This window comes from Pseudorhizobium xiangyangii (assembly GCF_020531965.1).
Taxonomy (GTDB): Bacteria; Pseudomonadota; Alphaproteobacteria; order Rhizobiales; family Rhizobiaceae; genus Neorhizobium; species Neorhizobium xiangyangii.
Window position 1 is genome coordinate 22,767 of the sequence record NZ_JAJAWH010000006.1, and the last position, 24,907, is coordinate 47,673.

A 24,907-nucleotide genomic window follows, 5' to 3' on the forward strand; every position below is an offset into this window, starting at 1 on the left:
TCAGAGCCCCATTCCGAGAATCTTGCCGACGGTGAAGATGTCCTTGTCCCCGCGGCCGGAGAGGTTCATCACGATGATCTGGTCCTTACCCATCTTCGGGGCGCGCTTGATCACCTCGGCGATGGCATGGCTCGGCTCCAGCGCCGGGATGATCCCTTCGACACGGGTCAGCAGCTGGAAGGCTTCGAGCGCCTCGTTGTCCATGATCGGCGTGTATTCGACGCGGCCGATGGAATGCAGCCAGCTGTGCTCCGGACCGATGCCCGGATAGTCGAGCCCGGCGGAAATCGAGTGGCCCTCGAGGATCTGGCCATCATGATCCTGCAGGAGATAGGTACGGTTGCCGTGCAGCACGCCGGGGCTGCCGGCGGTAATCGACGCACAATGCTCGTCACCTTCGAGACCGTGACCACCTGCCTCCACGCCGACAAGCTGGACGTCCTTGTCGTCGAGGAAGGGATGGAAGATGCCGATGGCATTCGAACCGCCGCCGACCGCAGCAATGATGAGATCGGGAAGCCGGCCCTCAGCTGCAAGAATCTGCTCGCGCGTTTCCTGGCCTATCACCGCCTGGAAGTCGCGGACCATTTCCGGATAGGGATGCGGGCCGGCGGCCGTACCGATCAGATAATAGGTGTCATCGACGTTGGTGACCCAGTCACGCAGCGCTTCGTTCATGGCGTCCTTCAGCGTGCCGTTACCGGCGGTCACCGACTTCACTTCGGCACCGAGGAGCTTCATGCGGAAGACGTTAGGCGCCTGACGCTCGACGTCGGTGGCGCCCATGTAGACGACGCAAGGCAAGCCAAAACGGGCAGCCACGGTCGCTGAAGCGACACCATGCTGACCAGCACCGGTTTCAGCGATGATGCGGGTCTTGCCCATGCGCTTGGCAAGCAGGATCTGGCCGATGCAGTTGTTGATCTTGTGCGAGCCAGTATGATTCAGCTCTTCACGCTTGAAGTAGATCTTGGCACCGCCGAGATGTTCCGTCAGGCGCTCGGCGAAATAAAGCGGGCTCGGTCGGCCGATATAGTGCGTGCCAAGATGCGCCAATTCCTTCTGGAATTCCGGATCCGTCTTCGCCCTGTCCCATTCCTCCTGCAGCTCAAGGATGAGGGGCATCAAGGTTTCCGCGACGAAACGTCCGCCGAAGATGCCGAAACGGCCATCCTCGTCGGGTCCGGAACGGAAGGAATTCGGTAGCGGCGTCTCGTTCACTCTGTACTCCCTCAGGCTCGGACCGAACCGGCCTCTGCAATGGCATCAAAGAAGGCGTCGATCATTCCGAGATCCTTCACGCCGGGCGCAGTTTCGACCCCGGACGAGACATCTACGCCGCTCGCCCTGGTGGACGCGAGCGCCAGACCGACATTGTCTTTGTTCAATCCCCCGGAAAGCATGTAATCGACGCTTTCGTCAAGCGAAGCCATGATATTCCAGTCGAACGAAACACCGTTGCCGCCCGGCAGCTCGGAGCCGGCCGGCGCCTTCGCATCAAAGAGGAACCGATCCGCTACGCCGATATAGCGGTCTACCGGATCGAGGTCGACGGCTTCACGAACTGAGAATGCCTTCATCACCGGCAGGCCGTAAAGTGCCTTCACGTGCAGGATGCGTTCGGGGCGCTCGTGCCCATGCATCTGGAGAATGTCAGGCTTCAGGAGGTGGACGATGTCGTCCAGTTCCTCATCATTCGCATCGACGGTAACCGCAACGATCTTCACCCTGCCTCGCACGGGCTCTGCCAGATCGGCCGCAGCCTCGGGCGCGATGTTGCGCGGGCTCTTGGGAAAGAAGATGAAGCCGACATGGGTCGCCCCGCGGGCCACGGCCCGCTGGACAGCCTCCAGCGTCTTCAATCCGCAAATCTTGATGTCCGGTTTCATGCCCTGCGAGTTCGCATGAAATCATGGCGGAGTCGAGATAAAAGCGCCAAGAGGCCGGGGGTTGCCCTCATCCTGAGGCGGCCAGGCACAGGCGTTCCGCACGAAAGATCAATCAGCAAGGCGCGAACTGCGGCCCCACTCTCCCTGAACCTGCAGCGGGGAGATAAGACACGGTCGCACTGTTAGCCAAAGTCTATCGCGTGCAACTGCGAACCGTACTGTTTCAACCAGGCTTTGGCTTCGTCAGTGCGCGGGCACAGCTGATGGCAAAGAGCCCAGAACCCGGGGCCGTGGTTCATCTCGTCGAGATGCGCGACCTCGTGGGCGGCGAGATAATCGATGACGAAGGGCGGTGCCATGACGATGCGCCACGAGAAGCTGAGATTGCCGTCCCAGGAGCAGGAACCCCACCGGCTTCGGGTGTCCTTCATGGTGATCGACTTCACCGGCTTCCGTACGCCCCGCGCATGGACCTGAACCGCCGCTTCCAGATCGCGGCGCGCCTCCTTTCTCAGGAAGGCGGAGATGCGCCGACCGGAATGCTCCGGCAGGCCGCTGACGCGGAGGACCGCCCTGCCGTCCGTGACGACAGGCTCCGTAACACCACGCAGGCTGCCTGTGTGTTCGATACGATGGGATACGCCACGCAGCATGAGGGTGGCGCCATGGCCAAGCGCCGTCTGTTCTTGTGGGAAACGGGCAAGCCTGGTCAGCAGCCAGCCCTGGTGACGATCCAGAAAGTCGTCAATTTCGACCTTGCGGAGGCCGACCGGCACAGTCAGGCTCAGTCCCCTCGCCCCCGGTTCGATACGTAGGGTGATCCGGGTGGAACGCGGATGCTCGCGGATCGTCAGCGGCATGGCGCGGTTGCCGATCTCAAGGGTCCGCTTCTCGGAAGCCAGGGGCTGCCGCCGCGAGCGGACCGATTTTTTGAGAAGTGCGAACATCCGTTCTATCTAGCCGATTCGTGCCCTGCGCTCATAACAAAACCGGCACCCGAAGGCGCCGGCCGATATTGTTTCACGTGAATCCTCAGAGATCGACGACGCCGTTCTCGCCCGAAGGGCGGTTCTTGCGCTCGCGCATGAAGCGATCGAACTCTTCCTGATCCTTGGCGCGGCGCAGTTCCCGCGCGTAGCTGTCGAACTCTTCGCGCATCTCGTCGAGCTTGCGGCGCTCTTCGTCGAGACGGTTCAGCTCTGCTTTCCGCCAATCATCGAAGGCTACGTTGCCCGTCGAAAAATGCGTGTTGTAGTGGGACTTCGCCCGCCGGCAGCCGGCAAACATGCCATCTGCCCTGCGGTTTGCGTCGCGTTTGAAGCCCTGCAGGCGTTCGCCGAACAGGATGTAGGCAAGCATGGCGAGGCCAAGCGGCCAGAAAACCACGAAACCGAGCACCATCAGTGCGATGGTGGCCGGCGTCCAGTCCGGACGAATCAATGCTGATTGGTTCATCGGTCACACCCTTCGTTTCTCTTGTTTCCCCGGGGGCAACCTCATGCCGACCCGTGAGAATCGATTTGGGAAGTCGAAAGACCTGCTTCAAGAATAAGCCGTGAAAATTCGGCGATCTCCCTGAAACTACCGGGTGAAATCGGATCAGCCCGCCTTTCCGCCCTTTATGACGCGCTTTACCGGGCTCTTCTTCGTGGATGCACCGCGGGCATTTCTCGCCGTGAACTCAAGAATGCGCGGCGCGATTTCCCTGCGGAAACGGGAACCGTTGAAGACGCCGTAATGGCCTACATCCGGTTGCATGTAATGCATGCGCATGTCTTCCGGAATGTTCGGCGAGATTGTCTGCGCCGCCCTCGTCTGACCAAGACCGGAAATATCGTCGTTCTCCCCCTCCACAGTCAGGAGCGCGACGTTGCGGATCGCCTGGGTATCCACCCGGGTGCCGCGATGCATCATCTCGCCCTTCGGCAAGGCATGCTTGATGAAGACGGTATCGACCGTCTGCAGGTAGAACTCTTCCGTGAGGTCCATGACAGCGAGATACTCGTCATAGAAATCGCGGTGTTTCTCGGCAGAATCACCGTCGTTCTGCACCAGGTGTTCGAAGAATTCGTTGTGGGCCGTAATGTGACGGTCGAGGTTCATCGACATGAAGCCCGAGAGTTGCAGGAAGCCCGGATAGACCCGCCGCATGAAGCCGGGATGCGGAAATGGAACGTTCATGACGACGTTGTCGCGAAACCATTCCAGCGGCTTGTCCTGAGCCAGATCGTTGACGGCAGTGGGGTTCTCCCGTGTATCGATGGGCCCGCCCATAAGCACCATGGACGCAGGCACAAGCGGATCCCCGGCAGCCTCCATGAGTGCGACGGCCGCCAGAACCGGAACGGAGGGCTGACAGACACCGATAACGTGGGTGCCGGGACCGATGTGGTGGACCATCTCGATCAGATAATCGATGTAATCGTCGAGATCGAAGCGACCGTCGACTGCCGGCACCATGCGGGCATCGATCCAGTCGGTGATATAAACCTCCGCGCTTGGCAGCAGTGCTTCGACGGTGCCGCGCAGCAGTGTCGCATAGTGCCCTGACATCGGTGCCACGAGCAGCAGCTTCTGGTCCGACGCAGGCTCTGTCGGCAAGTCCCGCCGGAAGTGGATCAGATCGCAGAACGGCTTCGACCACACGATCTCCTCCGTCACCTTGACGGTCTGACCATCGACGATCGTCGTCGGCAACCCGAATTCCGGCTTGCCGTAGCGGCGCGTCATCCGTTCGAACAATTCAAGGCTCGCGGCCATGCTGCGGCCCATCGCCGTATGGGCGAGCGGATTGAGGGGGTTGGTATGAAAGAACTTCATCGCGTCGGCTGCAGCGCGGAACGGCGCAATAGCTGCGTGATTCATCTCGTAGAACTGGTAGATCATGGAGGTGCCGCCTTTCGTGAGGTCCGACGCGACATCCGGGAACAGGCGCATCGTTTCAGGAGCAGGGAGAGGCTAACAGGTTTTCGTTGCAGCGCAACATCAGGACCAATCACCGATAAAAAATGCCAGACGCAAGCGCCTGGCATTGAGAATGGCAGAGACCAATTAAGGTTCCGTTCGTCGCGGCTCTTTAGCGATCGGCAACAAAGGTCTGGCGCTGGTCGCCCAAGCCCTCGATGCCGAGTTCAACCACGTCACCCGCCTTGAGGTAGCGCGGCGGCTTCATGCCCATACCGACGCCGGGCGGCGTTCCGGTGGAAATGACGTCGCCCGGCTGCAGCGACATGAACTGGCTGAGGTAGGAGACGACAAAGGCGACGCCGTAAACCATGGTCTTCGACGAGCCGTTTTGCATGGTCTCGCCGTTGACCTTAAGCCACATACCGAGATTCTGCGGGTCTGCAACTTCGTCCTTGGTAACCAGCCACGGGCCGATCGGGCCGAAGGTGTCGCAGGATTTGCCCTTGGTCCACTGGCCGGAACGTTCGGTCTGGAAAGCGCGCTCGGAAACGTCGTGGGATACGCAGTAGCCGGCGACATAATCCATCGCATTCGCTTCCGAAACGTACTTGGCAGTCTTGCCAATGACGACGCCAAGCTCGACTTCCCAATCGGTCTTTTCAGAGCCGCGCGGAATGAGGACATCATCATTCGGGCCGACGATCGCGGACGTCGCCTTCATGAAGATGACTGGCTCCGGAGGTACAGTGGCACCGGTCTCAGCTGCATGGTCGGAGAAATTCAGGCCGATGCAGATGAACTTGCCTGTACCGGCAACGCAGGCGCCGATGCGGTCGACCTGGAGTTCCGGGAGGCTCTTCGGATCAATGGCCGCGATCTTTGCAAGACCTTCCGGCGAAATCGCTGCGCCGCCGATATCGGCGACGTGCTGGGAGAGATCCCTCACCTTGCCGTCCGCATCAAGAATTGCCGGCTTTTCCTGGCCCGGCTGACCAACACGCATCAGTTTCACGAATGTGCCTCCACTTGTCTGACAAGTGCCTTATGGAGGATGGGCGCGCCGTTGTCACCCCGTTTTATGAGACGAGCAGTTGCACTTGCCTGCTTCGGTTCTATCTAACATTCAAGCAAATGCAGCAGCGCCAGAGGCATCATGACCCACAGCAACCACCGTGAATCAGAGCATATGATCGATGCCTTCTTTCTGGACCGCTGGTCGCCACGCGCCTATACCGGCGAGGCGATGGACAAGGAAACGATCATGACCATTCTGGATGCCGGCCACTGGGCTCCGTCGTCTGGAAACAACCAACCCTGGCGGTTCGTCTATGCGTTGCGGGATAGCGAGAGCTGGCCGGTCCTTCTCGACATCCTGGCGCCCAGCAACCAGCGCTGGGCGCAGAATGCGTCCGCCTTGATCATCTTCGTATCGAAGACATACCGGGTGTCGAAAGACGGCGAAAAGAAGCACGCTCATACCCACGCCTTCGACACAGGCGCGGCCTGGTTCTCGATTGCTGCGCAGGCGATGAAGCTTGGCTACCACGCGCATGGCATGGAAGGCATGGATCGCGACAAGGCGGTCCAGGTACTGGGGATTCCGGAAGGTTTTCGAGTGGAAGCTGCCTGCGCAATCGGCAAGCTGGCTCCGAAGGAAACGTTACCGGACGATCTGCGAGAACGGGAAACGCAGAGCCAACGCAAGGCGCTGGCCGAGGTTGCCTTTGAAGGAAGCTTCGCCGGCGAAGAATAAAAGGTTTCACGTGAATCATCCACAGAAAGATTCACGTGAAACGCTTCAATCTAGATATCCAGGTTAGCTACGTTGAGGGCGTTGTCCTGAATGAATTCGCGGCGAGGCTCGACTTCGTCGCCCATCAGGCGCGAGAACAATCCATCCGCATCTGTTGCATCGGGGACCTTTACCTGCAGCAGCGTACGAACATTCGGATCGAGCGTAGTTTCCCAGAGCTGCTCGGCATTCATCTCGCCCAGTCCTTTGTAGCGCTGCATGGAAATACCCTTGCGGCCGACCGCAAATACCGCATCCAAGAGCGCCAGAGGCCCGGAAATCTCTTCCTCAACGTCCTTTCGTCCGAGCATCGGCGGGGTGCCGTATGCTTCGTGCAGACGATCAGTCATCTGGTCGATATGGCGGGCATCGGCGGAACCGATAAGGGCGACATCGAGGAACGCGATTTCCTTGACCCCACGCACCATACGCTCGAAGCGAAGACCGCCCTCGCTCGTGACGTGACCAGACCAGCCGCGTTCAGTTTCTTCCGCAATCACGTCAAGGCGGCGCGCCACCTCGTCCGCGGTCTGCTGGGCCCGTTCCGGATTGTCGGTCAGATCCGGGTGGAGAGCGCCGGCGATCGCCGCCTGTTCCACCACGGAGCGACTGTAGCGTGAGTGCAGGCCATCCAGTAGATGGCGTAGCCTCATCGCATCATGGATAACCTCCCGCAGGTCCGCACCGGTGCGAACTTCGCCCGATCCAAGCGACAGGCGGGTATCCTCCAGGCCACTGCTAATCAGGTAGTCTTCAAATGCCTTCTGGTCCTTGAGGTATTGCACCGACTTGCCGCGCGTAACTTTGTAGAGCGGCGGCTGGGCGATATAAATGTGGCCGCGCTCGATCAGAGCCGGCATCTGCCGGAAGAAGAAGGTGAGCAGCAAGGTACGGATGTGGGCGCCATCGACATCAGCATCCGTCATGATGATGATCTTGTGGTAGCGCAGCTTCTCGATGTTGAACTCGTCTTTGCCGATCGACGTGCCGAGCGCGGTAATCAGCGTGCCGATTTCCTGGCTGGACAGCATCTTGTCGAAGCGCGCGCGCTCGACGTTGAGAATCTTACCACGCAGCGGCAGGATCGCCTGGTTTTCACGCGAACGTCCCTGCTTTGCGGAGCCCCCGGCGGAATCGCCCTCGACGAGGAAGAGTTCGGACTTTGTCGGATCGCGCTCGGAGCAGTCGGCGAGCTTGCCGGGCAGCGAAGCGATATCAAGAGCGCCCTTGCGGCGGGTAAGTTCACGCGCCTTGCGTGCGGCCTCGCGTGCAACGGCCGCTTCCACGACCTTGCCGACCAGGATCTTCGCATCGGCGGGATGTTCTTCGAACCAGGTGCTGAGCGCCTCGTTGACGAGGCTTTCGACAACCGGCCGTACTTCGGAGGATACGAGCTTGTCTTTCGTCTGCGACGAGAACTTCGGATCCGGAACCTTGACCGAAAGCACCGCCGTCAGACCTTCACGGCAGTCCTCGCCCTGCAGCGTCACCTTTTCCCTCTTGGTGATACCCGAGGTTTCTGCATAGGAGGTGACCTGACGCGTCAGCGCGCCGCGGAAGCCAGCCATATGCGTGCCGCCGTCGCGCTGCGGGATGTTGTTGGTGAAGCAGAGGACATTCTCGTGGTAGCTATCGTTCCACCACATCGCCACCTCGACGGTGATGCCGTCCTTTTCGCCCCTGATCGCGACCGGCTTGTCAACGAGCGGCTTCTTGGCACGATCGAGATAGCGGACGAAGGCTTCAAGACCGCCGTCGTAGAGCATTTCCTCTTCGCGAACATCCGGCTTGCGCTTGTCTGTTAGCCGGATTCGAACACCGGAATTCAGGAAAGCGAGTTCGCGCAGGCGATGCTCGAGCGTATGATAATCGTACTCGGTCATGGTGAAGGTTTCGGAGCTGGCGAGGAAGGTGACCTCGGTGCCCGAACGCCCTTCATATTCACCGACGACCTCCAGCGGTGCATCCGCGACGCCGTGGGTGAAGGAAATCTGGTGGATCTTGCCGTTGCGACGGATGCGAAGCTTCAGCCATACGGAGAGCGCGTTCACAACCGAGACGCCAACGCCGTGCAGACCGCCGGACACCTTGTAGGAGTTCTGGTCGAACTTACCGCCGGCATGCAGCTGCGTCATGATGACCTCTGCCGCAGATACTCCCTCGCCGGTGTGAATATCGGTCGGAATGCCGCGGCCGTTGTCCGTTACCGTGATCGATCCGTCGGCATTCAGCGTGACGGTGACCAGGTCGGCATGACCTGCAAGCGCTTCATCAATCGCGTTATCGACGACCTCGTAGACCATGTGATGGAGACCCGAGCCGTCATCGGTATCACCGATATACATGCCCGGCCGCTTGCGCACCGCATCCAGTCCCTTCAGGACCTTGATGGAGTCTGCACCATATTCTTCACTCGCGCCGTTTTCGTTCACGGGTGTGTCGGTCATCAACGATCTTTCCAAATTGTCCGTCGGCAGGAGATTTCAGTAGCGAATCACCTGCGTATCCACTGGGGAATATAGGGAGTTTGGGACGGTTTCTAAAGAACAAGCCCCCTCATCGAGGCGTTAAATCAGGGGATTCCGCACGATTCAGTTCTTCGAACGAGGCTCGTCCAGAAGTTTCTCCAGCGCCTCTACCATATCCGGTGACAAAGTGCGAATCTCGCGGGCGAGCCGGTTCGCAAGCGCCGTGAATTGCGGGGGAAGACCGCTCGTATCAACCACGACACGCGGATGCGAGGCTTCCGCTGTCATGAACAATTCGTCCGCCTCGTCCCAGATGATGTTGAAATAGCCTGCGATCCGCTGGAGCAGGTCGAAGCTCGGCTTGCCCTTCTTGCCGTGTTCGAGCGCTGAAAGATAAGCGGGCGATACGCCTATCGCTCGAGCCAGATCCCGCTGAGTTACTCCCTTGCGTTTCCGCAAGTCGCGAAGTGCATGGGCAAACGGCGTCACAACTGCCGCCTCGAGCGACTGAGACGCACGTAAAGGGCGCCCTCGCCGCCATGGTGACGTGCTGCCCATTCGTAGGATGACACCAGGAAACGGAAGTCCGGCTTCGAAAGCCAGAGTGGCACCGCGCGTCGCAAAGCACCTTCGCTACCCATCGAGCTTCCCTTGCCCGTGATCACCAGGACATGTCGCAATCCGCGATCGTGAGCCCGGAAAAGAAAGTCGAGCAGAAGATCGTGCGCCTCATCCTGAAAGAGGCCATGGAGATCGATCCTGGCCTCGATGGGAAGACGTCCCTTGGCAAGCTTGCGATGCACGGGCTTTTCGAGCGGATGATGGTTCCCGGCAGGTCGCTTCGGTCTTGCCGCGCTCTCGTCCCGGACCACGGGATTCTGTGGCGGTGCAGGCCGGGCAAGCGCGGCCTCTTCAGCCGCGAGCATGGCTGCGATCTCTTCTTCGTATTCGCGCGCATCGTCCTGGCGACCGGGCATGGCACGCGTCGATTTCGCGACCTTCCCCCAGAGGATCCGTTCTTCCGGGCTTAGCTTTCGACTGCTTGTCATCCTACAAGCCTTGCCGCCGCAGCTTTGGGAACGAGGATATAGAAATCAGCGTCGTTTCGCACGGTCCCCGCCATTTCGCCCGCTGCATCGCCGGAGCCGGTAAAGACATCTCCGCGGGCGGGTCCAACAATTGCACTGCCCGTATCGAGCGCCAGCATCGTACGCGCAAACGGCTTGCCCTGGTCAAGATGGGTGAGCGTCGGTGCATGGACAAAGAAGGGGAATCCGAAGGTATGGATGAGGCGATCCACGGCCAATGCCCGGCCCGGTGGAAGCGGTATCTTCGCCGCGGCTATGGGACCCAGACGTTCGTCACCGGCCTCGGCTTCCTTGAAGAAGATGTATGAGCGATTGTGCCAGAAGACTTCATCGACCTTTTCCGGATTGGCCGTGAGCCACGCTCGGATGGTCTGCATCGACACCGTAGCGGCATCGATTTCACCACGCTCGATAAGAAGCTTGCCGATCGCCGAGAATGGATGGCCCGCCTTGGCGGCGTAGGTGATGCGCTTCATCTGTCCGTCCCGAAAGCGGAGCCGCGCCGCGCCCTGCACGTGCGTGAAGAAGACATCCTGCCTGGACCTTGCCCAGGCTATTTCCAGCCCGCAGCCTTTCAGGTGGTCGCAGTCGATCGCCTTTCGGTCCGGGTATGCCGAAACGATGCCATGCTCCAGCCGCCCGAACATGTAGGACGGATCGAGGCTCTGGGGACGGTTCACGTCATCGAGATCGATAAGGTCACCCGGCCGGCGATAGAACGGAAAGGCCCATTCATCCGAGGGGGTATCCGAAACATCGACTTCCGGTTCATAGAACCCCGTGACGAAACCGGATCCGCCGCCATCACAACAGATCAAAAATGGCTGAAAGTTGTTTTCGAAAAACGTCCGGGCGGCAGCGGGATCAGAGGCATCCTCCTCCCGTACCGCTTCATAGGTCGGGAGAATGTCGGCGCATGTCAGTCCAAGAGAGCCCGCCCTGTACGCTTTGACGGAGCGGATATGGTCGAGACAATTCCGCATGCCCTCGAACAGGCCAGCGGGATTGTCGGCTTTCCAGCCCGGCAGATGCTGGAAATCGACCCGCCGGAGGGAAAAGCCCGACGAGCCGTTGGTCATTGCTCGGATTCAGTGGCGACGAGCTTCCAGTTCGGATCGCGAGACCGAACATCGCGTGCGAAGGTCCAGATATCGGTCACTTCCGCAACGGATTCCTGGTCACCTTCAACGACTCCGCCATCCTTGTCGTAAGTTGCCGAGATGAGCTGGCTGACAATGCGCACCGTAATCTGCTCCTCATCATCCTTAACGCTCGCATGGGTGAGATCGGCCTTGTCGATGCCGACGAACGTCGACTTGACCACATCGCCCTTCGCTTCGCGATCGGAAATCGCAGCATCGAACCCATCATAGACTTCCTTGGACAGGAGGCCCTTCAGGGTTTTACGATCGCCATCAGCGAAGGCCATCACGATCATCTCGTAAGCCATGCGGGCGCCATTGAGGAACTCGCGCGGATTGAAGGATGAATCAGCCTTGAGCAGATCGCGCAAGCCGTCATTCAAAGGCGTACCCGGCTTTGCGACGGCATCGATCTCGGCGAACCGGTCTTCCTCGGAGACATCGCGGCGTGGCAGCGTCACAACCTTGCTGTCATCGCTGGCGGGTGCCTTCGTTGCTTCGCGAGCGCTATAGGGATCGAAGGGCGGCTTCTCGCTGCCAGTCCGCCGGCCGAGCACGCTACGCAACTGCAGAAAGATCAGGACTGCCGCGACGAGGAAAAATAGAGTTATGAAGTCGTTGGAGCCCATATTAACCCGCAATGCCGTTTAAATTGTTGCTACGAGTTCTCATATAGTCCGCAAAGCAGGATCATTCAAATAGCGAACGCGAGATCGATTTGCGACAAGTCAGGAACAACATGCGTACTCCCTGGATAGCTATCCTATTCCTTCTCCTGCCACTTGCCGAAATTGCCGGTTTTGTGGTGGTGGGACAGATGGTTGGGGTTTGGGGAACTCTCGGCCTGGTGCTGCTGAGCGGCGTAGTGGGAATAATGCTCCTGCGGATACAGGGACTTCAGATGCTACGGCGTCTCTCGGAGGAAGGTCGCGAGGGTAGAGTACCGGGGGACACGATCGTCCAGGGAGCGATGATTGTCGTAGCCGCCGTGCTTTTCATCGTTCCTGGCTTCGTCACGGACCTGATCGGGCTGGCGCTGCTCATCCCTTTCGTCAGGCGCACCTTGTGGTCGGCGATCGGGCGCCGCGTCGTGGTGGTCCGATCCGCGCCCCACAGCCGAGGTCCCACCAGCGGACGGAGCACAACCCCCGGGCCGGACGGGCCAGTGGTCGATCTGGATGACGAGGATTTCCGGCGTGATCCCAATCCGTCCTCTCCATGGTCGGACCGCAGGATCCGCGACGAGTAGGCCGAAGAGCCTCAGGCTTGTAAGGTTTCCGGCGAAATGTTAGACGGCCTCAACCTTACAAAGTCTCGAGGACATCGCATGGCCAACGAAAACGAATCGGGCGCACAGAGCCCTTCGCTCAACATTCTTGCCCAGTACACGAAGGACCTGTCCTTCGAAAATCCGGGCGCTCCTCGTTCGCTGCAGTCCCGCGACAAGGCTCCGGCGATCAACATCAATGTGAACGTCAACGCCAATCCGCTTTCCGAAACGGATTTCGACGTCGTGCTAACGCTCAACGTCGATGCCAAGGATGGCGACAAGGTCGTGTTCGCAGCGGAACTCGTCTATGGCGGCGTCTTCCGCGTCACTGGCTTCCCGCAGGAACACATGCTGCCGGTTCTCTTCATCGAGTGCCCGCGCCTTCTTTTCCCGTTCGCCCGCCAGATCGTTGCAGACGTCACCCGCAATGGTGGCTTCCCGCCGTTGATGATCGACCCGATCGACTTTGCGCAGATGTTCACCCAGCGCATGGCGCAGGAAAAGGCCAAGGCGCAGGTTCAGCCGCTCAACAGCTGATTGCTTCCAGATTTGGTATTTTACGAAGCCCGGGCCTTTGCGTCCGGGCTTTTTGTTTCGTAGCGATTCCACATCGCCTTATCGCCCAGGCCAGCAAGCATCTGCTGATGGGCCTCTTGTTCGGTTTCCGTGAACCGCGGAGCCAGAGGCCGTTGCCGGCGGGAGATACCGGCAACGTGATCGTCCATTTCGACGACGGTTGTCGAGGATTCGACGCCGACAAGACCAAGTGCCGCCTGCCGGCCGCCAGTCATCTCAATATAGACTTCGGCTAGCAGTTCGGAGTCGAGAAGCGCACCGTGCTTGGTGCGGTGAGTATTGTCGATACCGTAACGACGGCAGAGTGCATCGAGCGAGTTTGGGCCCATGGGGTGCTTCCGGCGGGCCATCGACAGAGTGTCCACGACGTGTTCTGTCGGCACCGGCGGCAATCCGATACGTTCGAATTCGGCATTGATGAAACCCATATCGAACGTCGCGTTATGGGCGATCCACTTCGCGCCGTCGAAAAACTCTATGATCTCGTTCGCAACGTCTGCGAAGCGCTTCTTGTCCTTCAGAAACTCATCGGTAATGCCGTGAACGGCAAGCGCATCGGGATGAACCTTCCGGTCTCCCGGATTGATGTAGATATGCAGCGTTCGGCCGGTCGGGAAATTGTTGAAGAGTTCGATGCCGCCGATTTCGATGATGCGGTCGACCTTCGACTCCAGGCCCGTCGTTTCCGTATCGAAGATAATCTCACGCATCTTTTGTCTCGCTTGTAATGCCCGCGCGCAATGCGGCAATAATTTCGTGCACGCGCTGCCGCGCCGCATCCACGCCGTGCCCGGTATCGATCAGGAAATCGGCCTTCTTGCGTTTCTCGGCGTCGGAAATCTGCCGAGCGAGAATCATGTCGAATTTTTCCACAGTCATGCCGGGACGCGCAAGCACCCGGGCGCGCTGTATCTGTGGATCGCAGGTGACAACGACCACGATGTCGACACGATTTTCCGCGCCGACCTCGAACAATAGTGGAATGTCGAGCAGAACCATGTCGCTTTCGGCTGCCCGATTGGCATGAAGGAATTGAAGCTCCCTTTGCCGCACGAGCGGATGGACTATGGCCTCAAGCTCCTTAAACTTAGCCGGATTCTCAGCCAACTGCCGGGCTAATTCCTCGCGGTTCACGCCTTCCGCGTTTACCGTGGCAGGAAAAGCCTTGCCGATGGGCCCAACCGCTTCAGACCTGTAGAGATCGTGCACCACCGCATCAGCGTCGTTCACCGGGATCCCAGCATCGGCGAACATTTTTGCCGTCGTCGATTTCCCCATGCCGATCGAGCCGGTCAATCCAATAACAATCATGCGTGACGATCCATATCCGCAATCACCAAGGAACGAAGGTCGTCATCGACTTTGGGACGAGTACCGAACCATTTCTCGAAACCCGGTACAGCCTGGTGCAGCAGCATGCCTAGACCATCGACTGTCGCAACGCCATGCGCATCGGCCTGCCGGAGGAATGGCGTCTTGAGTGGAACATAGACGATGTCCGTAACCAGGGCTTTAGGCCCCAGCAACGTGAAGTCGATCTCTGGTGCGGCCTCACCATCCATTCCGAGCGAGGTCGTGTTGACGAAAAGGCCGGCGCCCTCGAGCACTTCCGGCAATGCCTCCATCGGGTGAGCATGAACAGTTTCGCCAAACCGGTCGGCAAGTTCCCGCGCTCGTGCCACCGTGCGGTTGACCACATTGATTTCGCCAACGCCGCGGTCGCGTAGCGCGCGGATCACGGCCCGGCTGGCGCCGCCGGCTCCAAGGATTACTGCTCGTTCCGCCTTGTCCCAGCCGGCATGACGTTCATCCAGATTGGCCGCAAAGCCATAGACATCTGTGTTTGTCGCGCACAGGCGCCCATTTTCCAGCCAGAGGGTATTTGCCGCGCCCAATTCCTCAGCCAGAGAATCGCGCTGATCGGCAAGAGCGAAGGCCGTTTCCTTGTGCGGGATTGTGACGTTGCCACCGACATAGGGCGACCGACCGGATTTCAGCGCCACAATAAAGCTTGTAAAATCGTCGGCGGTCAGAGCTTCGGCCCTGTACTCACCCTCAATGCCGAACTGCTTCAGCCAGTAGCCGTGGATAAGGGGCGAGCGTGAATGCTTCACCGGCCAGCCGGTTACGAAAGCCTTAACCATTGTTTCACGTGAATCAGCCATCGATTGCACCCAATTCCCGCAGTTTCTCCAGGAGAGGCAGCATGGGCAGTCCCAGAATGGTGAAATAATCTCCTCTGATTTCCGAGAAGAGTTGAATGCCCTCGCCTTCCAGCTGGTAAGCGCCGACGCTCGCAAGCAGCTTGTCGCCGCAACGTGCGACATAGTGATCAATGAAGGCATCGCTGAGTTGGCGAACTGTCATGTCGGCATGCGAGACATGTTCCCACACGACCGTGCCATCCCGCACGAGAACTACCCCGCTGTTAAGACGATGGGTCTTTCCCGACAGGGAGGCAATATGGCACCTCGCCTCTTCGATGTCCCTGGGCTTGTGATAGACGCGCGCTCCCAGCGACATGGTCTGGTCCGACCCTATGACCAGTGCGCCTGGAAAATGCCGGGCGACATCGAGTGCCTTCTCCCGTGCGAGTTCTACAGCGACCTGTTCCGGGCGGGCATGACTTGCTTCAAGACCGGCCTCGATCGAGCGCTCGTCGATCTCTGCGGCGCGTGCTTCGAATGGTAGGCCCGCATTCTGCAAAAGCATGCGGCGGAAAGGGCTGGACGAAGCGAGAATAAGGGATGTCGTCAAGGCCATGTGTTCCTGCGGAAGGGATTATCCCGCTTATCGCAGCCGAGGGCGCAGCGCAACGATAGCGGCGGCCGTCTCTTCGATCGACCGACGCGTGACATCGATGATCGGCCATCCGTGTCGGGCGCAAAGGCTGCGGGCATACTTCAGTTCTTCCTGGATGCTCGCACGATCGGTGTAATCACGTCGATCGAACCCATATGTCACGCCAAGTTCGCGATGTTCCCTCACCTGTGAAATGCGATCCGTCGTTGCGAGGAGGCCAACGATGAGCGGGCGCGTTGCACGCAAGAGGCTGTCGGGCAGTTCAACGCCGACGACGATAGGGAGGTTGGCAGTCTTGATACCCCGGTTAGCGAGATAGATGCTGGTCGGCGTCTTTGACGTCCGGCTGATCCCCACCAGAACGACATCTGCCTGATCATAGTCTTCCGGAAACTGACCGTCATCGTGATCCATGCTGAAGTTGAGCGCCTCCATACGGGCGAAATAGTCCGCATCCAGTGCATGCTGAGCACCGACCCGCCGCCTCGACGGGGAACCAAGATAGGCCTGGAACGTTAGCATCACCGGCTCGAGGACGTTTACGCAAGGAATACCGAGTTCACGGCAGCGGATATCGAGAACCTGGGCGAGGTCCTGATCGACGACCGTATAGAGCACGATCCCGGGCTCTCGATCGATCGCCTCAAGGACCGCGAGCAACTGCTTTCTGTTCCGGATCAGGGGATAGATATGCTCGACGGGCGATGAGCCCTGGAATTGAGCCGAGACCGCCCTGCCGGCGGAGATGAGCGTTTCGCCGGTTGAGTCAGAAATCAGGTGCAGATGAAAGAAGTTTTTACGGTTCTCCACGTTGTTCTTTACCCTTTGTTGATAACTAGGGAGAACCGGGTCGGATTGACCGGAGCTGCCTTAGGGGCCGGGATAACCTCCGACTTTTCCACATTTAGATCGGCTTCGGAGAGCCCGTCAGCGGGGTTGTGGACAAACTTGAAAGGCGCCCGCCTATCCTCACTCATCCACACGTTATCCACACACAGCCTACCTTTATGGAGCGCCTAAACCACTGACTTATCGTGACAAATCCAACTCTTCCCAGGTACCACGCCTTTCAGATAGATTTTTTTCCTCAAGCAGGCTCATAGGTGACGGATCGTCGCGCTTTCTGTGGAGAGCGTTTAATCCTTGATATTCACCGACTCTAAGAAATAGAAACTCTTTTAAAATCATTTCTTTATTTAGGAGGAAACCTTGACCGGCCCATTCCGGAAGATAATTTCAGTGCTCGAAGGCAAAACGATCGCTCCTCCGCCGATCTGGCTTATGAGACAGGCTGGACGATACCTTCCCGAATATCGCGAGACACGAGCCAAGGCGGGAAGCTTTCTTGATCTCTGTTACTCGCCCGACCAGGCGGTCGAGGTGACATTGCAGCCGATCCGACGTTACGGCTTCGACGCCGCAATCCTGTTTTCGGATATTCTCGTGATCCCCGATGCCCTGCAGCGGAACGTACGCTTTGTGCAGGGAGAGGGCCCACAGATGGATCCGATCACCGTGTCGGATATAGAACGCTTGAAAGGTGACCGTGTCGCCGGTCACCTTTTGCCCGTCATCGAGACTGTTCGCCGTCTTCGCCAGGAATTGCCGGAGGAAACGACGCTGCTCGGATTTTGCGGTGCGCCTTGGACGGTGGCGACCTACATGATTGCCGGGCATGGGACGTCCGACCAGGCGCCAGCGCGACTGTTCGCCTACCGCAACCCTGCGGCGTTCGAAAAGCTACTGGATTTCCTGGCTGACATTTCAGCCGAATATCTGATTGCTCAGATCGACGCTGGTGCCGATGCGGTGCAGATCTTCGATTCCTGGGCCGGTGTGCTGGGTGAAGCAGAGTTCAATGCCTATGCCGTCAAGCCAGTTGCGCGAATGATCCGCACCGTGCGCACGGCGCGGCCCGGTGCGAAGATCATCGCTTTCGCCAAGGGAGCCGGCATGAACCTTCGGACTTACCGCCAGGGAACCGGCGCAGACGCGATCGGACTCGACTGGTCGGTCCCGCTTTCGTTTGCTGTGGAGCTCCAGAAGGAAGGTCCGGTACAAGGAAATCTGGATCCTATGCGTGTCGTCGCGGGTGGCCGGGCACTGGAGGAAGGTATAGACGCTATCCTGCAGGCATTGGGCAACGGACCGCTGATATTCAATCTCGGTCATGGCATTACGCCGGAAGCGGATCCGTCTCACGTTACCGATCTCGTGCGGCGCGTGCGTGGTGAAACGGGATGAACTCCGATGAGAAGCAGGTTTCCGAGAGTGCAGGAAGGCGCGCCAACAAGCGGGCGATAACAGCGCTCGCTGTGTTCGTCGCGATCATCCTGGTTCTGTACGTCTGGCAGCCGGACAGCTTCCATCTGTGGATCAAGGCACTCCACGTGGTCGCGGTGATTTCCTGGATGGCCGCGCTCTTTTACCTGCCACGGCTTTTCATCTATCACAGTGACGCTGAACCCGGTTCAGCTCAATCCGAGACGTTCAAGATGATGGAGCAGCGGCTGCTCAAGGTCATCATGAACCCGGCGATGATGATCTCCTGGGTCCTGGGTCTCTACCTCGCGTGGGACGTCTACGGTTTCCAGGGTGGCTGGTTGCACGCGAAAATTGCTCTTGTCGTTCTCTTGACCGGCGTGCATGTCCTTTTCAGCCGTGCGGTACGCACATTTTCGGCCGATGGGCCAAGGAAGTCGCCGCGCTACTGGCGGATAATGAACGAAGCGCCCACCCTGCTGATGATCGCGATCGTTATCCTCGTGATTGTAAAGCCGTTTTGACGTCACTCCGCTTTACGCAGGAATTTGAATGTTTTCCCTTGCGGCTGGCAGCATGAGTCGCTATTTTCATCACACCTCATCTCGTGGCATGCTTGTAATCCCTCTTCCTCCCCGGACATCTCCGCGGCGAGAATTTGACCAGCACGCCCTTTTCCCTTCTCTGCATTTAACGTGGTTCCCTTCATGGCTGAAATGAAGCTTCAAGAACTTAAGAGCAAATCGCCTACCGATTTGCTGACCTTCGCCGAGTCCCTCGAGGTCGAAAACGCCAGCACGATGCGCAAGCAGGAGCTGATGTTCGCGATCCTGAAGGTTCTGGCCAGCCAGGATGTGGAAATCATTGGCGAAGGCGTGGTGGAGGTTCTGCAGGATGGCTTCGGTTTCCTGCGCTCCGCCAATGCGAACTATCTTCCCGGTCCGGATGATATCTACATCTCGCCATCGCAGATCCGTCGCTTCTCGTTGAAAACCGGCGATACGGTCGAAGGACCGATCCGCGGGCCAAAGGAAGGCGAACGCTATTTCGCGCTCCTGAAGGTGAATACGATCAACTTCGATGATCCGGAGAAGATTCGTCACAAGGTTCACTTCGACAACCTGACACCGCTCTATCCGAATGAGCGGTTCAAGATGGAACTGGACGTTCCTACGTCCAAGGATCTCTCGGCGCGGGTTATCGACCTGGTGGCGCCGCTTGGTAAGGGCCAGCGCGGCCTGATCGTGGCACCGCCTCGTACCGGTAAAACCGTACTGCTGCAGAATATCGCCCATTCGATCACCGCCAATCACCCTGAATGCTATCTGATCGTTCTCCTAATCGACGAGCGTCCGGAAGAAGTGACCGACATGCAGCGTTCGGTGAAGGGCGAAGTGGTTTCCTCGACCTTCGACGAGCCGGCCGTGCGCCACGTACAGGTTGCTGAAATGGTGATCGAGAAGGCCAAGCGTCTTGTCGAGCATGGGCGTGACGTCGTGATCCTGCTCGACTCGATTACCCGTCTCGGCCGCGCCTACAACACCGTTGTTCCTTCTTCGGGCAAGGTTTTGACCGGTGGTGTGGACGCCAACGCCCTGCAACGCCCCAAGCGTTTCTTCGGCGCTGCGCGTAACATCGAAGAAGGTGGCTCGCTGACGATCATCGCCACTGCGCTGATCGACACCGGCAGCCGCATGGACGAAGTGATCTTCGAAGAATTCAAGGGCACGGGTAACTCCGAAATCGTGCTTGATCGCAAGGTTGCGGACAAGCGTATCTTCCCGTCGATGGATATCCTCAAGTCGGGTACCCGTAAGGAAGACCTTCTCGTCCCGCGTCAGGACCTTCAGAAAATCTTTGTCCTTCGCCGGATTCTCTCGCCGATGGGAACGACGGACGCTATCGAGTTCCTTATCGACAAGCTGAAGCAGACAAAGAGCAATGGCGATTTCTTCGACTCGATGAATACATAATCATTAGCCGGATTCATTAACAGAAAGCGCCCGGTAGGATTACCGGGCGCTTTTGCCTTTCTGGTCCTATACGGTGAGCAGAATGACTAAACCGACGGATACGATATTTGCTCTTTCCAGCGGCGCCTTGCCTGCCGGCGTTGCCGTAGTGCGGATCAGTGGTCCCCTCGCATTCGAGGCATTGATCCGGTTGACAGGCAAACCTCCCGGTACGGCGCGTCACGCTGGGCTACGCTCTGTCAGAGACAGCCAAACTCACCTGATCGATCAAGCGCTGGTGATATCCTTTGTTGCACCCCACTCCTTTACTGGCGAGGACTGCGTAGAGCTGCAGCTGCATGGCAGCCGGGCGGTGGTCAACGCAGTCCTTGCCGAACTGGCGGCGATCGACGGCTGCCGGCTTGCAGAGGCGGGTGAGTTTTCCCGTCGGGCTTTTGAGAATGGGCGCCTGGACCTGGTCGAAGCCGAGGGTTTGGCCGAGCTGATTGCAGCAGAGACCGAGATGCAGCGGCGTCTCGCTGTGGAACAGGGATTTGGTGGCCAATCGAAGCTCTATGAGGGTTGGGCAAAACGCCTCACTTTCGCGCGTGCGATGATCGAGGCTGAACTCGATTTTGCGGACGAGGATGACGTTCCCGGCGCCGTCGGCGAGCAGGTGACTGAGGAGATATCCTCGGTACAGAAGGAGATAGAGGACCACCTTTCCGCAGCCAAGGCCGGGGAGATCATCCGCGGAGGTTACAAGGTCGCGATCGTGGGGCCGCCGAACGCAGGCAAATCCAGCCTTATCAATTTCCTTGCGCAACGTGACATCGCTATCGTGACTGATATCGAAGGCACCACGCGGGATGTTCTCCATGTCGATCTGGACATGGATGGTTACCTGGTAAGGGTTTTTGATACTGCCGGCCTGCGGGAGACCAGCGATATTGTAGAGCGGGAAGGTGTGCGTCGTGCTGAGCAGTTGATCGGCCAGGCGGATCTTGTTCTTCTGCTAGCTGAAATCGATTCGGTAGCGGAACGTTGTGGGGTGGAAGCCGGGGATGTCCTACACATCGGCACAAAGCTTGATATTCATGGCGCCTCGTCTCGGTATGATATCTGCCTGTCGACTGTTACGGGCGAAGGCACAAGCGTATTGCGTGAGGCCATCATTGCTCGGATCCAACGGGTTTGGTCGGGCGCGGTGGCGCCCACTCGCGAGCGTCAGCTCCTTTTGCTGCGAGAGACTTCCCTTTCTGTGCATTCGGCGCTAAAGGCAAGTGAGCTAGAACTGCGCGCGGAGCATCTGCGGGCCGCGGCAAGCTCTCTTGGCCGCATAACCGGACAAGTAGACGTCGAACAACTGCTGGACGTCATCTTTTCGCAGTTTTGCATCGGCAAATAATCACGTGATTCACGTGAAACACACCATGGTAGTGAGCAAATGACCGGGCGGTATGATGTCATCGTAATTGGCGGAGGCCATGCAGGTTGCGAGGCGGCCAGCGCGGCGGCGCGCTTGGGCGCCAGAACCGCCTTGATCACGCACAAGCGTGACACGATCGGCGTCATGTCCTGCAATCCTGCGATCGGGGGTCTTGGCAAGGGGCACCTCGTTCGGGAAGTGGATGCCCTCGACGGGTTGATGGGCCGTGTTGCCGACGCAGCGGGCATTCAGTTCCGTCTGCTCAATCGTCGTAAGGGTCCGGCAGTGCGTGGCCCACGCACGCAGGCAGACCGCAAACTCTATCGACTTGCGATGCAGCGCGAAATCTTCGAACACCCCAACCTGGAGGTAATCGAGGGCGACGCCTACGACATATCTTTTGAGAATCAAAGAGTTACAGCCGTAATTCTTGGCGACGGACGAAGCTTCCCATGCGAGTCCGTTGTGTTGACGACGGGAACATTTCTGCGCGGCCTCATTCATATCGGATCCGAAAGGACACCTGCGGGGCGAGTTGGTGAAGCGCCTTCACTTGGCCTTTCCTCCACTCTGCAGCGGTTCGGTATACAGTTGGGGCGGTTGAAGACCGGCACCCCTGCCCGCCTTGACGGAACCACGATCGACTGGACTTCAGTCGGCCGGCAGGAAGCGGACGATATTCCTGTACCGTTCTCATTCATGACGGATGCGATCGTGAATCCTCAGGTTGCTTGTGGAGTGACCCGCACAGTTGATGCAACCCACCGGATCATCAGCGAGAACATCCATCAATCAGCCATGTATTCAGGCCAGATCGAAGGTGTGGGGCCACGCTATTGCCCATCCATTGAAGACAAGATCGTTCGCTTCGGAGAACGGGATGGCCATCAGATTTTTCTGGAGCCGGAAGGTTTGGACGATAGCACCGTATATCCGAACGGCATTTCCACCTCTTTACCCGCCATTATTCAGGATCTCTTCATCCGCACTATCCCGGGATTGGAAAAGGTCAGGATTGTGCAACCTGGATATGCGATCGAGTATGACCATGTTGACCCGCGAGAGCTATCTGCCGCTCTCGAGGTTAAGAAGCTTCCTGGACTTTTCCTCGCCGGTCAAATCAATGGCACGACCGGATATGAAGAGGCAGCGGCGCAGGGACTGGTTGCTGGCCTTAACGCAGCACTCAAGGCGGGTGGCAGCACTGCCTATCACTTTAGCCGCTCTAGTTCTTATATCGGCGTTATGATTGATGACCTGACCACGAGGGGGGTTACGGAGCCCTACCGCATGTTCACCTCCAGGGCGGAGTACAGGCTTTCATTGCGGGCCGACAACGCGGACGAAAGGCTTACGCCGGAAGGTGCGCGCCTTGGATTGGTGGGCAGCAGAAGAGCTGAACGCTTCATCGCATATGAGACTGATCTGGCAATGTGGCGCGAACGACTGCAAGCCGTTTCGGTGACGCCGAATGAGGCTGACCAGTATGGCCTGAAACTCAACCGCGACGGACAACGGCGTAACGCTTACGAGCTCCTGGCTCATCCTGACCTCACCATGGTGGATGTGAAGAGGATCTGGACCGAGTTCAACTCCGTTCAGCCGCGCGTCTCGGATGCCCTGGAAATAGAGGCCGGCTATGCCGTCTATATCGATAGACAGCAGGGGGACATTCTGGCGCTCCGCCGGGACGAGAGCTTGGTGATACCTGATGACTTTGACTATTCAGAGCTCTCTGGGCTTTCGAATGAGTTGAAGAGAAAGCTATCGGCGCAGCGCCCTGCCACTCTTGCCCACGCTTCGAAAATTGAAGGCATGACGCCCGCCGCATCCGCTTTGCTTCTGGCGTTGATGCGTAAACAGAATGCAAAACCCGCAATGCGAGTCCAGTGATGCAGTTGAACGGAAGACGTGTTTCACGTGAAACGCAGCAGAAGCTTGAGCATTTTGCGGAACTGTTCGGCAAGTGGGCCAAAAGCATAAACCTCGTCGCCCCGTCAACACTCGACGAGTTGTGGAACCGGCATATTGTGGACAGCGCGCAGCTTTTCCATCTCCATCCGAAGCCGGCGGTCTGGCTGGATCTGGGTTCCGGGGGAGGATTTCCCGGAATTATTACTGCTATTCTTGCCAGCGAGTTTGACGACGGCTGGGTTCACCTCGTGGAAAGCAACCACAAGAAGGCCTCGTTTCTACGAGTTGCCCTGATGGAGACCAAAGCGCGGGGAACGGTTCATCCGGTCCGGATCGAGGATGCACAAGGCAAGATCGGTGCCTGTGATGTCATCTCGGCGAGAGCGCTGGCCGATCTAGATCTCCTTTTTCGCTATATCTCGCCCTGGATGATCGGAACTGAAACGAAGGCTTTGCTGCACAAAGGCCGGGATTACAGACGGGAGGTAGACAAAGCGCGTGGTGATTGGGACTTCGATCTGGTAATACATCCAAGCGTCGTTGAGACCGACTCGGTTATTCTCGAGATCAGCGATCTCCGTCCCAAGGATCCATAGCGTCGTCAGGTGCGGCATGAACCACAGTAATCGTATTATCACCATAGCGAACCAGAAGGGTGGCGTCGGCAAGACGACGACCGCCATCAATCTCGCAACCGCCCTAGCGGCAATCGGTGAGCATGTGCTTATCGTGGACCTGGACCCGCAGGGAAATGCCAGTACGGGCCTGGGAATTGATCGGCGTGATAGGGCTGTTTCGTCCTACGATCTGCTGATGGGGACGCACACTGTCGAACAAACCGTCATGCCGACCGCCGTCCCCAACCTCTCCATCATACCGTCCACGATGGATCTTCTGGGATTTGAAATGGAAATTTCCCAGGAGGCGGATCGCGTTTTTCGGCTCAAGCGCGCGCTGCACCAGGAGTTGCTGCCCTACTCCTATGTGATCCTTGATTGCCCGCCATCGTTCAACCTGTTGACGATGAATGCAATGGCGGCTGCGCAATCTGTCCTCGTGCCGCTTCAATGCGAGTTCTTTGCCCTCGAGGGACTGAGCCAGTTGCTGGAGACCGTGAACCAGGTGCGCGAAACGGTAAATCCGGGTCTGGACATCCAGGGTATCGTGCTGACGATGTTCGATTCACGAAACAATCTGGCGCAGCAAGTTGTGAACGACGTGCGGACTTATCTTGGCGACAAGGTCTACCATACGTTGATCCCGCGGAATGTTCGCGTGTCCGAAGCCCCCTCTTATGGGAAGCCTGCCCTCCTTTACGATCTCAAATGCGCCGGAAGCCAGGCCTATCTTCAGCTGGCGTCGGAGGTTATCCAGCGAGAGCGTCGCCGCAAAGCGGCCTAACTATTGGTGACAAGA

The 24,907-nt window shown here is 58.4% G+C and carries 26 protein-coding genes; 10 read left to right on the plus strand and 16 right to left on the minus strand.

Annotation, left to right across the window (positions count from 1 at the left end):
• From trpB to LH464_RS06725, 6 genes are all read right to left on the minus strand, one after another.
• Positions 1–1,221, minus strand: a complete 1,221-nt coding sequence (gene trpB, locus LH464_RS06700) for a tryptophan synthase subunit beta (RefSeq protein WP_226785601.1) — start codon at positions 1,219–1,221, stop codon at positions 1–3.
• A gap of 11 nt (positions 1,222–1,232) precedes the next feature.
• Entirely contained in the window at positions 1,233–1,889 is a 657-nt protein-coding gene (locus tag LH464_RS06705; RefSeq protein WP_226785602.1) for a phosphoribosylanthranilate isomerase, read from the minus strand.
• Positions 1,890–2,071: 182 nt separating this feature from the next.
• The gene (locus tag LH464_RS06710; RefSeq protein WP_226785603.1) at positions 2,072–2,836 is read right to left on the minus strand and encodes a M48 family metallopeptidase; all 765 of its coding nucleotides are present in this window, start codon (positions 2,834–2,836) and stop codon (positions 2,072–2,074) included.
• 85 nt (positions 2,837–2,921) lie between these two features.
• On the minus strand, positions 2,922–3,344 hold the full coding sequence (locus LH464_RS06715) for a DUF2852 domain-containing protein (protein ID WP_226785604.1): 423 nt from the start codon (positions 3,342–3,344) through the stop codon (positions 2,922–2,924).
• A gap of 144 nt (positions 3,345–3,488) precedes the next feature.
• Positions 3,489–4,775, minus strand: a complete 1,287-nt coding sequence (locus tag LH464_RS06720; RefSeq protein WP_226785605.1) for a polyhydroxyalkanoate depolymerase — start codon at positions 4,773–4,775, stop codon at positions 3,489–3,491.
• A gap of 190 nt (positions 4,776–4,965) precedes the next feature.
• Entirely contained in the window at positions 4,966–5,808 is an 843-nt protein-coding gene (locus LH464_RS06725) for a fumarylacetoacetate hydrolase family protein (protein WP_226785606.1), read from the minus strand.
• A 141-nt stretch (positions 5,809–5,949) separates the two neighbouring features.
• On the opposite strand from LH464_RS06725, the gene LH464_RS06730 reads away from it, so the two are divergent.
• A complete protein-coding gene (locus LH464_RS06730; RefSeq protein ID WP_226785607.1) occupies positions 5,950–6,549 on the plus strand; it encodes a nitroreductase family protein in 600 nt (199 codons plus the stop codon).
• Between the two features lie 50 nt (positions 6,550–6,599).
• On the opposite strand, the gene gyrB is transcribed toward LH464_RS06730, so the two are convergent.
• The 5 genes from gyrB to LH464_RS06755 all read right to left on the minus strand — a co-directional run bounded on the left by gyrB (position 6,600) and on the right by LH464_RS06755 (position 11,915).
• Positions 6,600–9,035, minus strand: coding sequence for a DNA topoisomerase (ATP-hydrolyzing) subunit B (gene gyrB, locus LH464_RS06735; RefSeq protein ID WP_226785608.1), 2,436 nt, complete (start codon positions 9,033–9,035; stop codon positions 6,600–6,602).
• A 144-nt stretch (positions 9,036–9,179) separates the two neighbouring features.
• The gene (locus LH464_RS06740; protein WP_226785609.1) at positions 9,180–9,545 is read right to left on the minus strand and encodes a helix-turn-helix domain-containing protein; all 366 of its coding nucleotides are present in this window, start codon (positions 9,543–9,545) and stop codon (positions 9,180–9,182) included.
• A complete protein-coding gene (locus LH464_RS06745; RefSeq protein ID WP_226785610.1) occupies positions 9,542–10,105 on the minus strand; it encodes a Smr/MutS family protein in 564 nt (187 codons plus the stop codon). Before LH464_RS06745 ends, LH464_RS06740 begins: the two co-directional genes overlap by 4 nt.
• The gene (mltA, locus tag LH464_RS06750) at positions 10,102–11,223 is read right to left on the minus strand and encodes a murein transglycosylase A (RefSeq protein WP_226785611.1); all 1,122 of its coding nucleotides are present in this window, start codon (positions 11,221–11,223) and stop codon (positions 10,102–10,104) included. The genes LH464_RS06745 and mltA overlap by 4 nt, the downstream gene beginning before the upstream one ends.
• Positions 11,220–11,915 (minus strand): Tim44/TimA family putative adaptor protein, encoded by a 696-nt coding sequence (locus LH464_RS06755; protein WP_226785612.1) that lies wholly within the window; start codon positions 11,913–11,915, stop codon positions 11,220–11,222. Before LH464_RS06755 ends, mltA begins: the two co-directional genes overlap by 4 nt.
• Positions 11,916–12,025: 110 nt before the next feature.
• Between LH464_RS06755 and LH464_RS06760 the strand changes: the two genes are divergently transcribed.
• Entirely contained in the window at positions 12,026–12,535 is a 510-nt protein-coding gene (locus LH464_RS06760; RefSeq protein ID WP_226785613.1) for an FxsA family protein, read from the plus strand.
• 78 nt (positions 12,536–12,613) lie between these two features.
• Positions 12,614–13,093, plus strand: coding sequence for a protein-export chaperone SecB (gene secB, locus LH464_RS06765; RefSeq protein WP_226785614.1), 480 nt, complete (start codon positions 12,614–12,616; stop codon positions 13,091–13,093).
• A gap of 20 nt (positions 13,094–13,113) precedes the next feature.
• Here the strand turns inward: secB and dnaQ are convergent, their stop codons facing one another.
• Genes dnaQ through LH464_RS06790 form a run of 5 tightly spaced genes read right to left on the minus strand, consistent with a single transcriptional unit; the run spans position 13,114 to position 16,744 of the window.
• Positions 13,114–13,842, minus strand: a complete 729-nt coding sequence (gene dnaQ / locus LH464_RS06770) for a DNA polymerase III subunit epsilon (protein ID WP_226785615.1) — start codon at positions 13,840–13,842, stop codon at positions 13,114–13,116.
• Complete coding sequence (coaE, locus tag LH464_RS06775) at positions 13,835–14,443, minus strand: dephospho-CoA kinase (protein WP_226785616.1); 609 nt, start codon at positions 14,441–14,443, stop codon at positions 13,835–13,837. The genes dnaQ and coaE overlap by 8 nt, the downstream gene beginning before the upstream one ends.
• On the minus strand, positions 14,440–15,297 hold the full coding sequence (locus tag LH464_RS06780; RefSeq protein WP_226785617.1) for a shikimate dehydrogenase: 858 nt from the start codon (positions 15,295–15,297) through the stop codon (positions 14,440–14,442). Before LH464_RS06780 ends, coaE begins: the two co-directional genes overlap by 4 nt.
• The gene (locus LH464_RS06785) at positions 15,290–15,889 is read right to left on the minus strand and encodes a Maf-like protein (protein WP_226785618.1); all 600 of its coding nucleotides are present in this window, start codon (positions 15,887–15,889) and stop codon (positions 15,290–15,292) included. The genes LH464_RS06780 and LH464_RS06785 overlap by 8 nt, the downstream gene beginning before the upstream one ends.
• Positions 15,890–15,922: 33 nt before the next feature.
• Positions 15,923–16,744 carry a pyruvate, water dikinase regulatory protein gene (locus LH464_RS06790; RefSeq protein ID WP_226785619.1) on the minus strand — a complete coding sequence of 274 codons (822 nt, stop codon included), beginning with the start codon at positions 16,742–16,744 and terminating at the stop codon, positions 15,923–15,925.
• Between the two features lie 399 nt (positions 16,745–17,143).
• On the opposite strand from LH464_RS06790, the gene hemE reads away from it, so the two are divergent.
• The 7 genes from hemE to LH464_RS06825 all read left to right on the plus strand — a co-directional run bounded on the left by hemE (position 17,144) and on the right by LH464_RS06825 (position 24,892).
• A complete protein-coding gene (gene hemE / locus LH464_RS06795; protein WP_226785620.1) occupies positions 17,144–18,178 on the plus strand; it encodes a uroporphyrinogen decarboxylase in 1,035 nt (344 codons plus the stop codon).
• Positions 18,175–18,720 carry a protoporphyrinogen oxidase HemJ gene (hemJ, locus tag LH464_RS06800; protein ID WP_226785621.1) on the plus strand — a complete coding sequence of 182 codons (546 nt, stop codon included), beginning with the start codon at positions 18,175–18,177 and terminating at the stop codon, positions 18,718–18,720. Before hemE ends, hemJ begins: the two co-directional genes overlap by 4 nt.
• A gap of 183 nt (positions 18,721–18,903) precedes the next feature.
• Positions 18,904–20,169 (plus strand): transcription termination factor Rho, encoded by a 1,266-nt coding sequence (rho, locus tag LH464_RS06805; protein WP_226785622.1) that lies wholly within the window; start codon positions 18,904–18,906, stop codon positions 20,167–20,169.
• 82 nt (positions 20,170–20,251) lie between these two features.
• Positions 20,252–21,556, plus strand: a complete 1,305-nt coding sequence (gene mnmE / locus LH464_RS06810; RefSeq protein ID WP_226785623.1) for a tRNA uridine-5-carboxymethylaminomethyl(34) synthesis GTPase MnmE — start codon at positions 20,252–20,254, stop codon at positions 21,554–21,556.
• A 39-nt stretch (positions 21,557–21,595) separates the two neighbouring features.
• The gene (mnmG, locus tag LH464_RS06815; RefSeq protein WP_226785624.1) at positions 21,596–23,470 is read left to right on the plus strand and encodes a tRNA uridine-5-carboxymethylaminomethyl(34) synthesis enzyme MnmG; all 1,875 of its coding nucleotides are present in this window, start codon (positions 21,596–21,598) and stop codon (positions 23,468–23,470) included.
• On the plus strand, positions 23,470–24,087 hold the full coding sequence (rsmG, locus tag LH464_RS06820) for a 16S rRNA (guanine(527)-N(7))-methyltransferase RsmG (protein ID WP_226785625.1): 618 nt from the start codon (positions 23,470–23,472) through the stop codon (positions 24,085–24,087). Before mnmG ends, rsmG begins: the two co-directional genes overlap by 1 nt.
• Before the next feature lie 16 nt (positions 24,088–24,103).
• Positions 24,104–24,892: a ParA family protein gene (locus tag LH464_RS06825; protein WP_226785626.1), complete on the plus strand. Its 789-nt coding sequence runs from the start codon at positions 24,104–24,106 to the stop codon at positions 24,890–24,892.
• Positions 24,893–24,907: the final 15 nt, after the last annotated feature.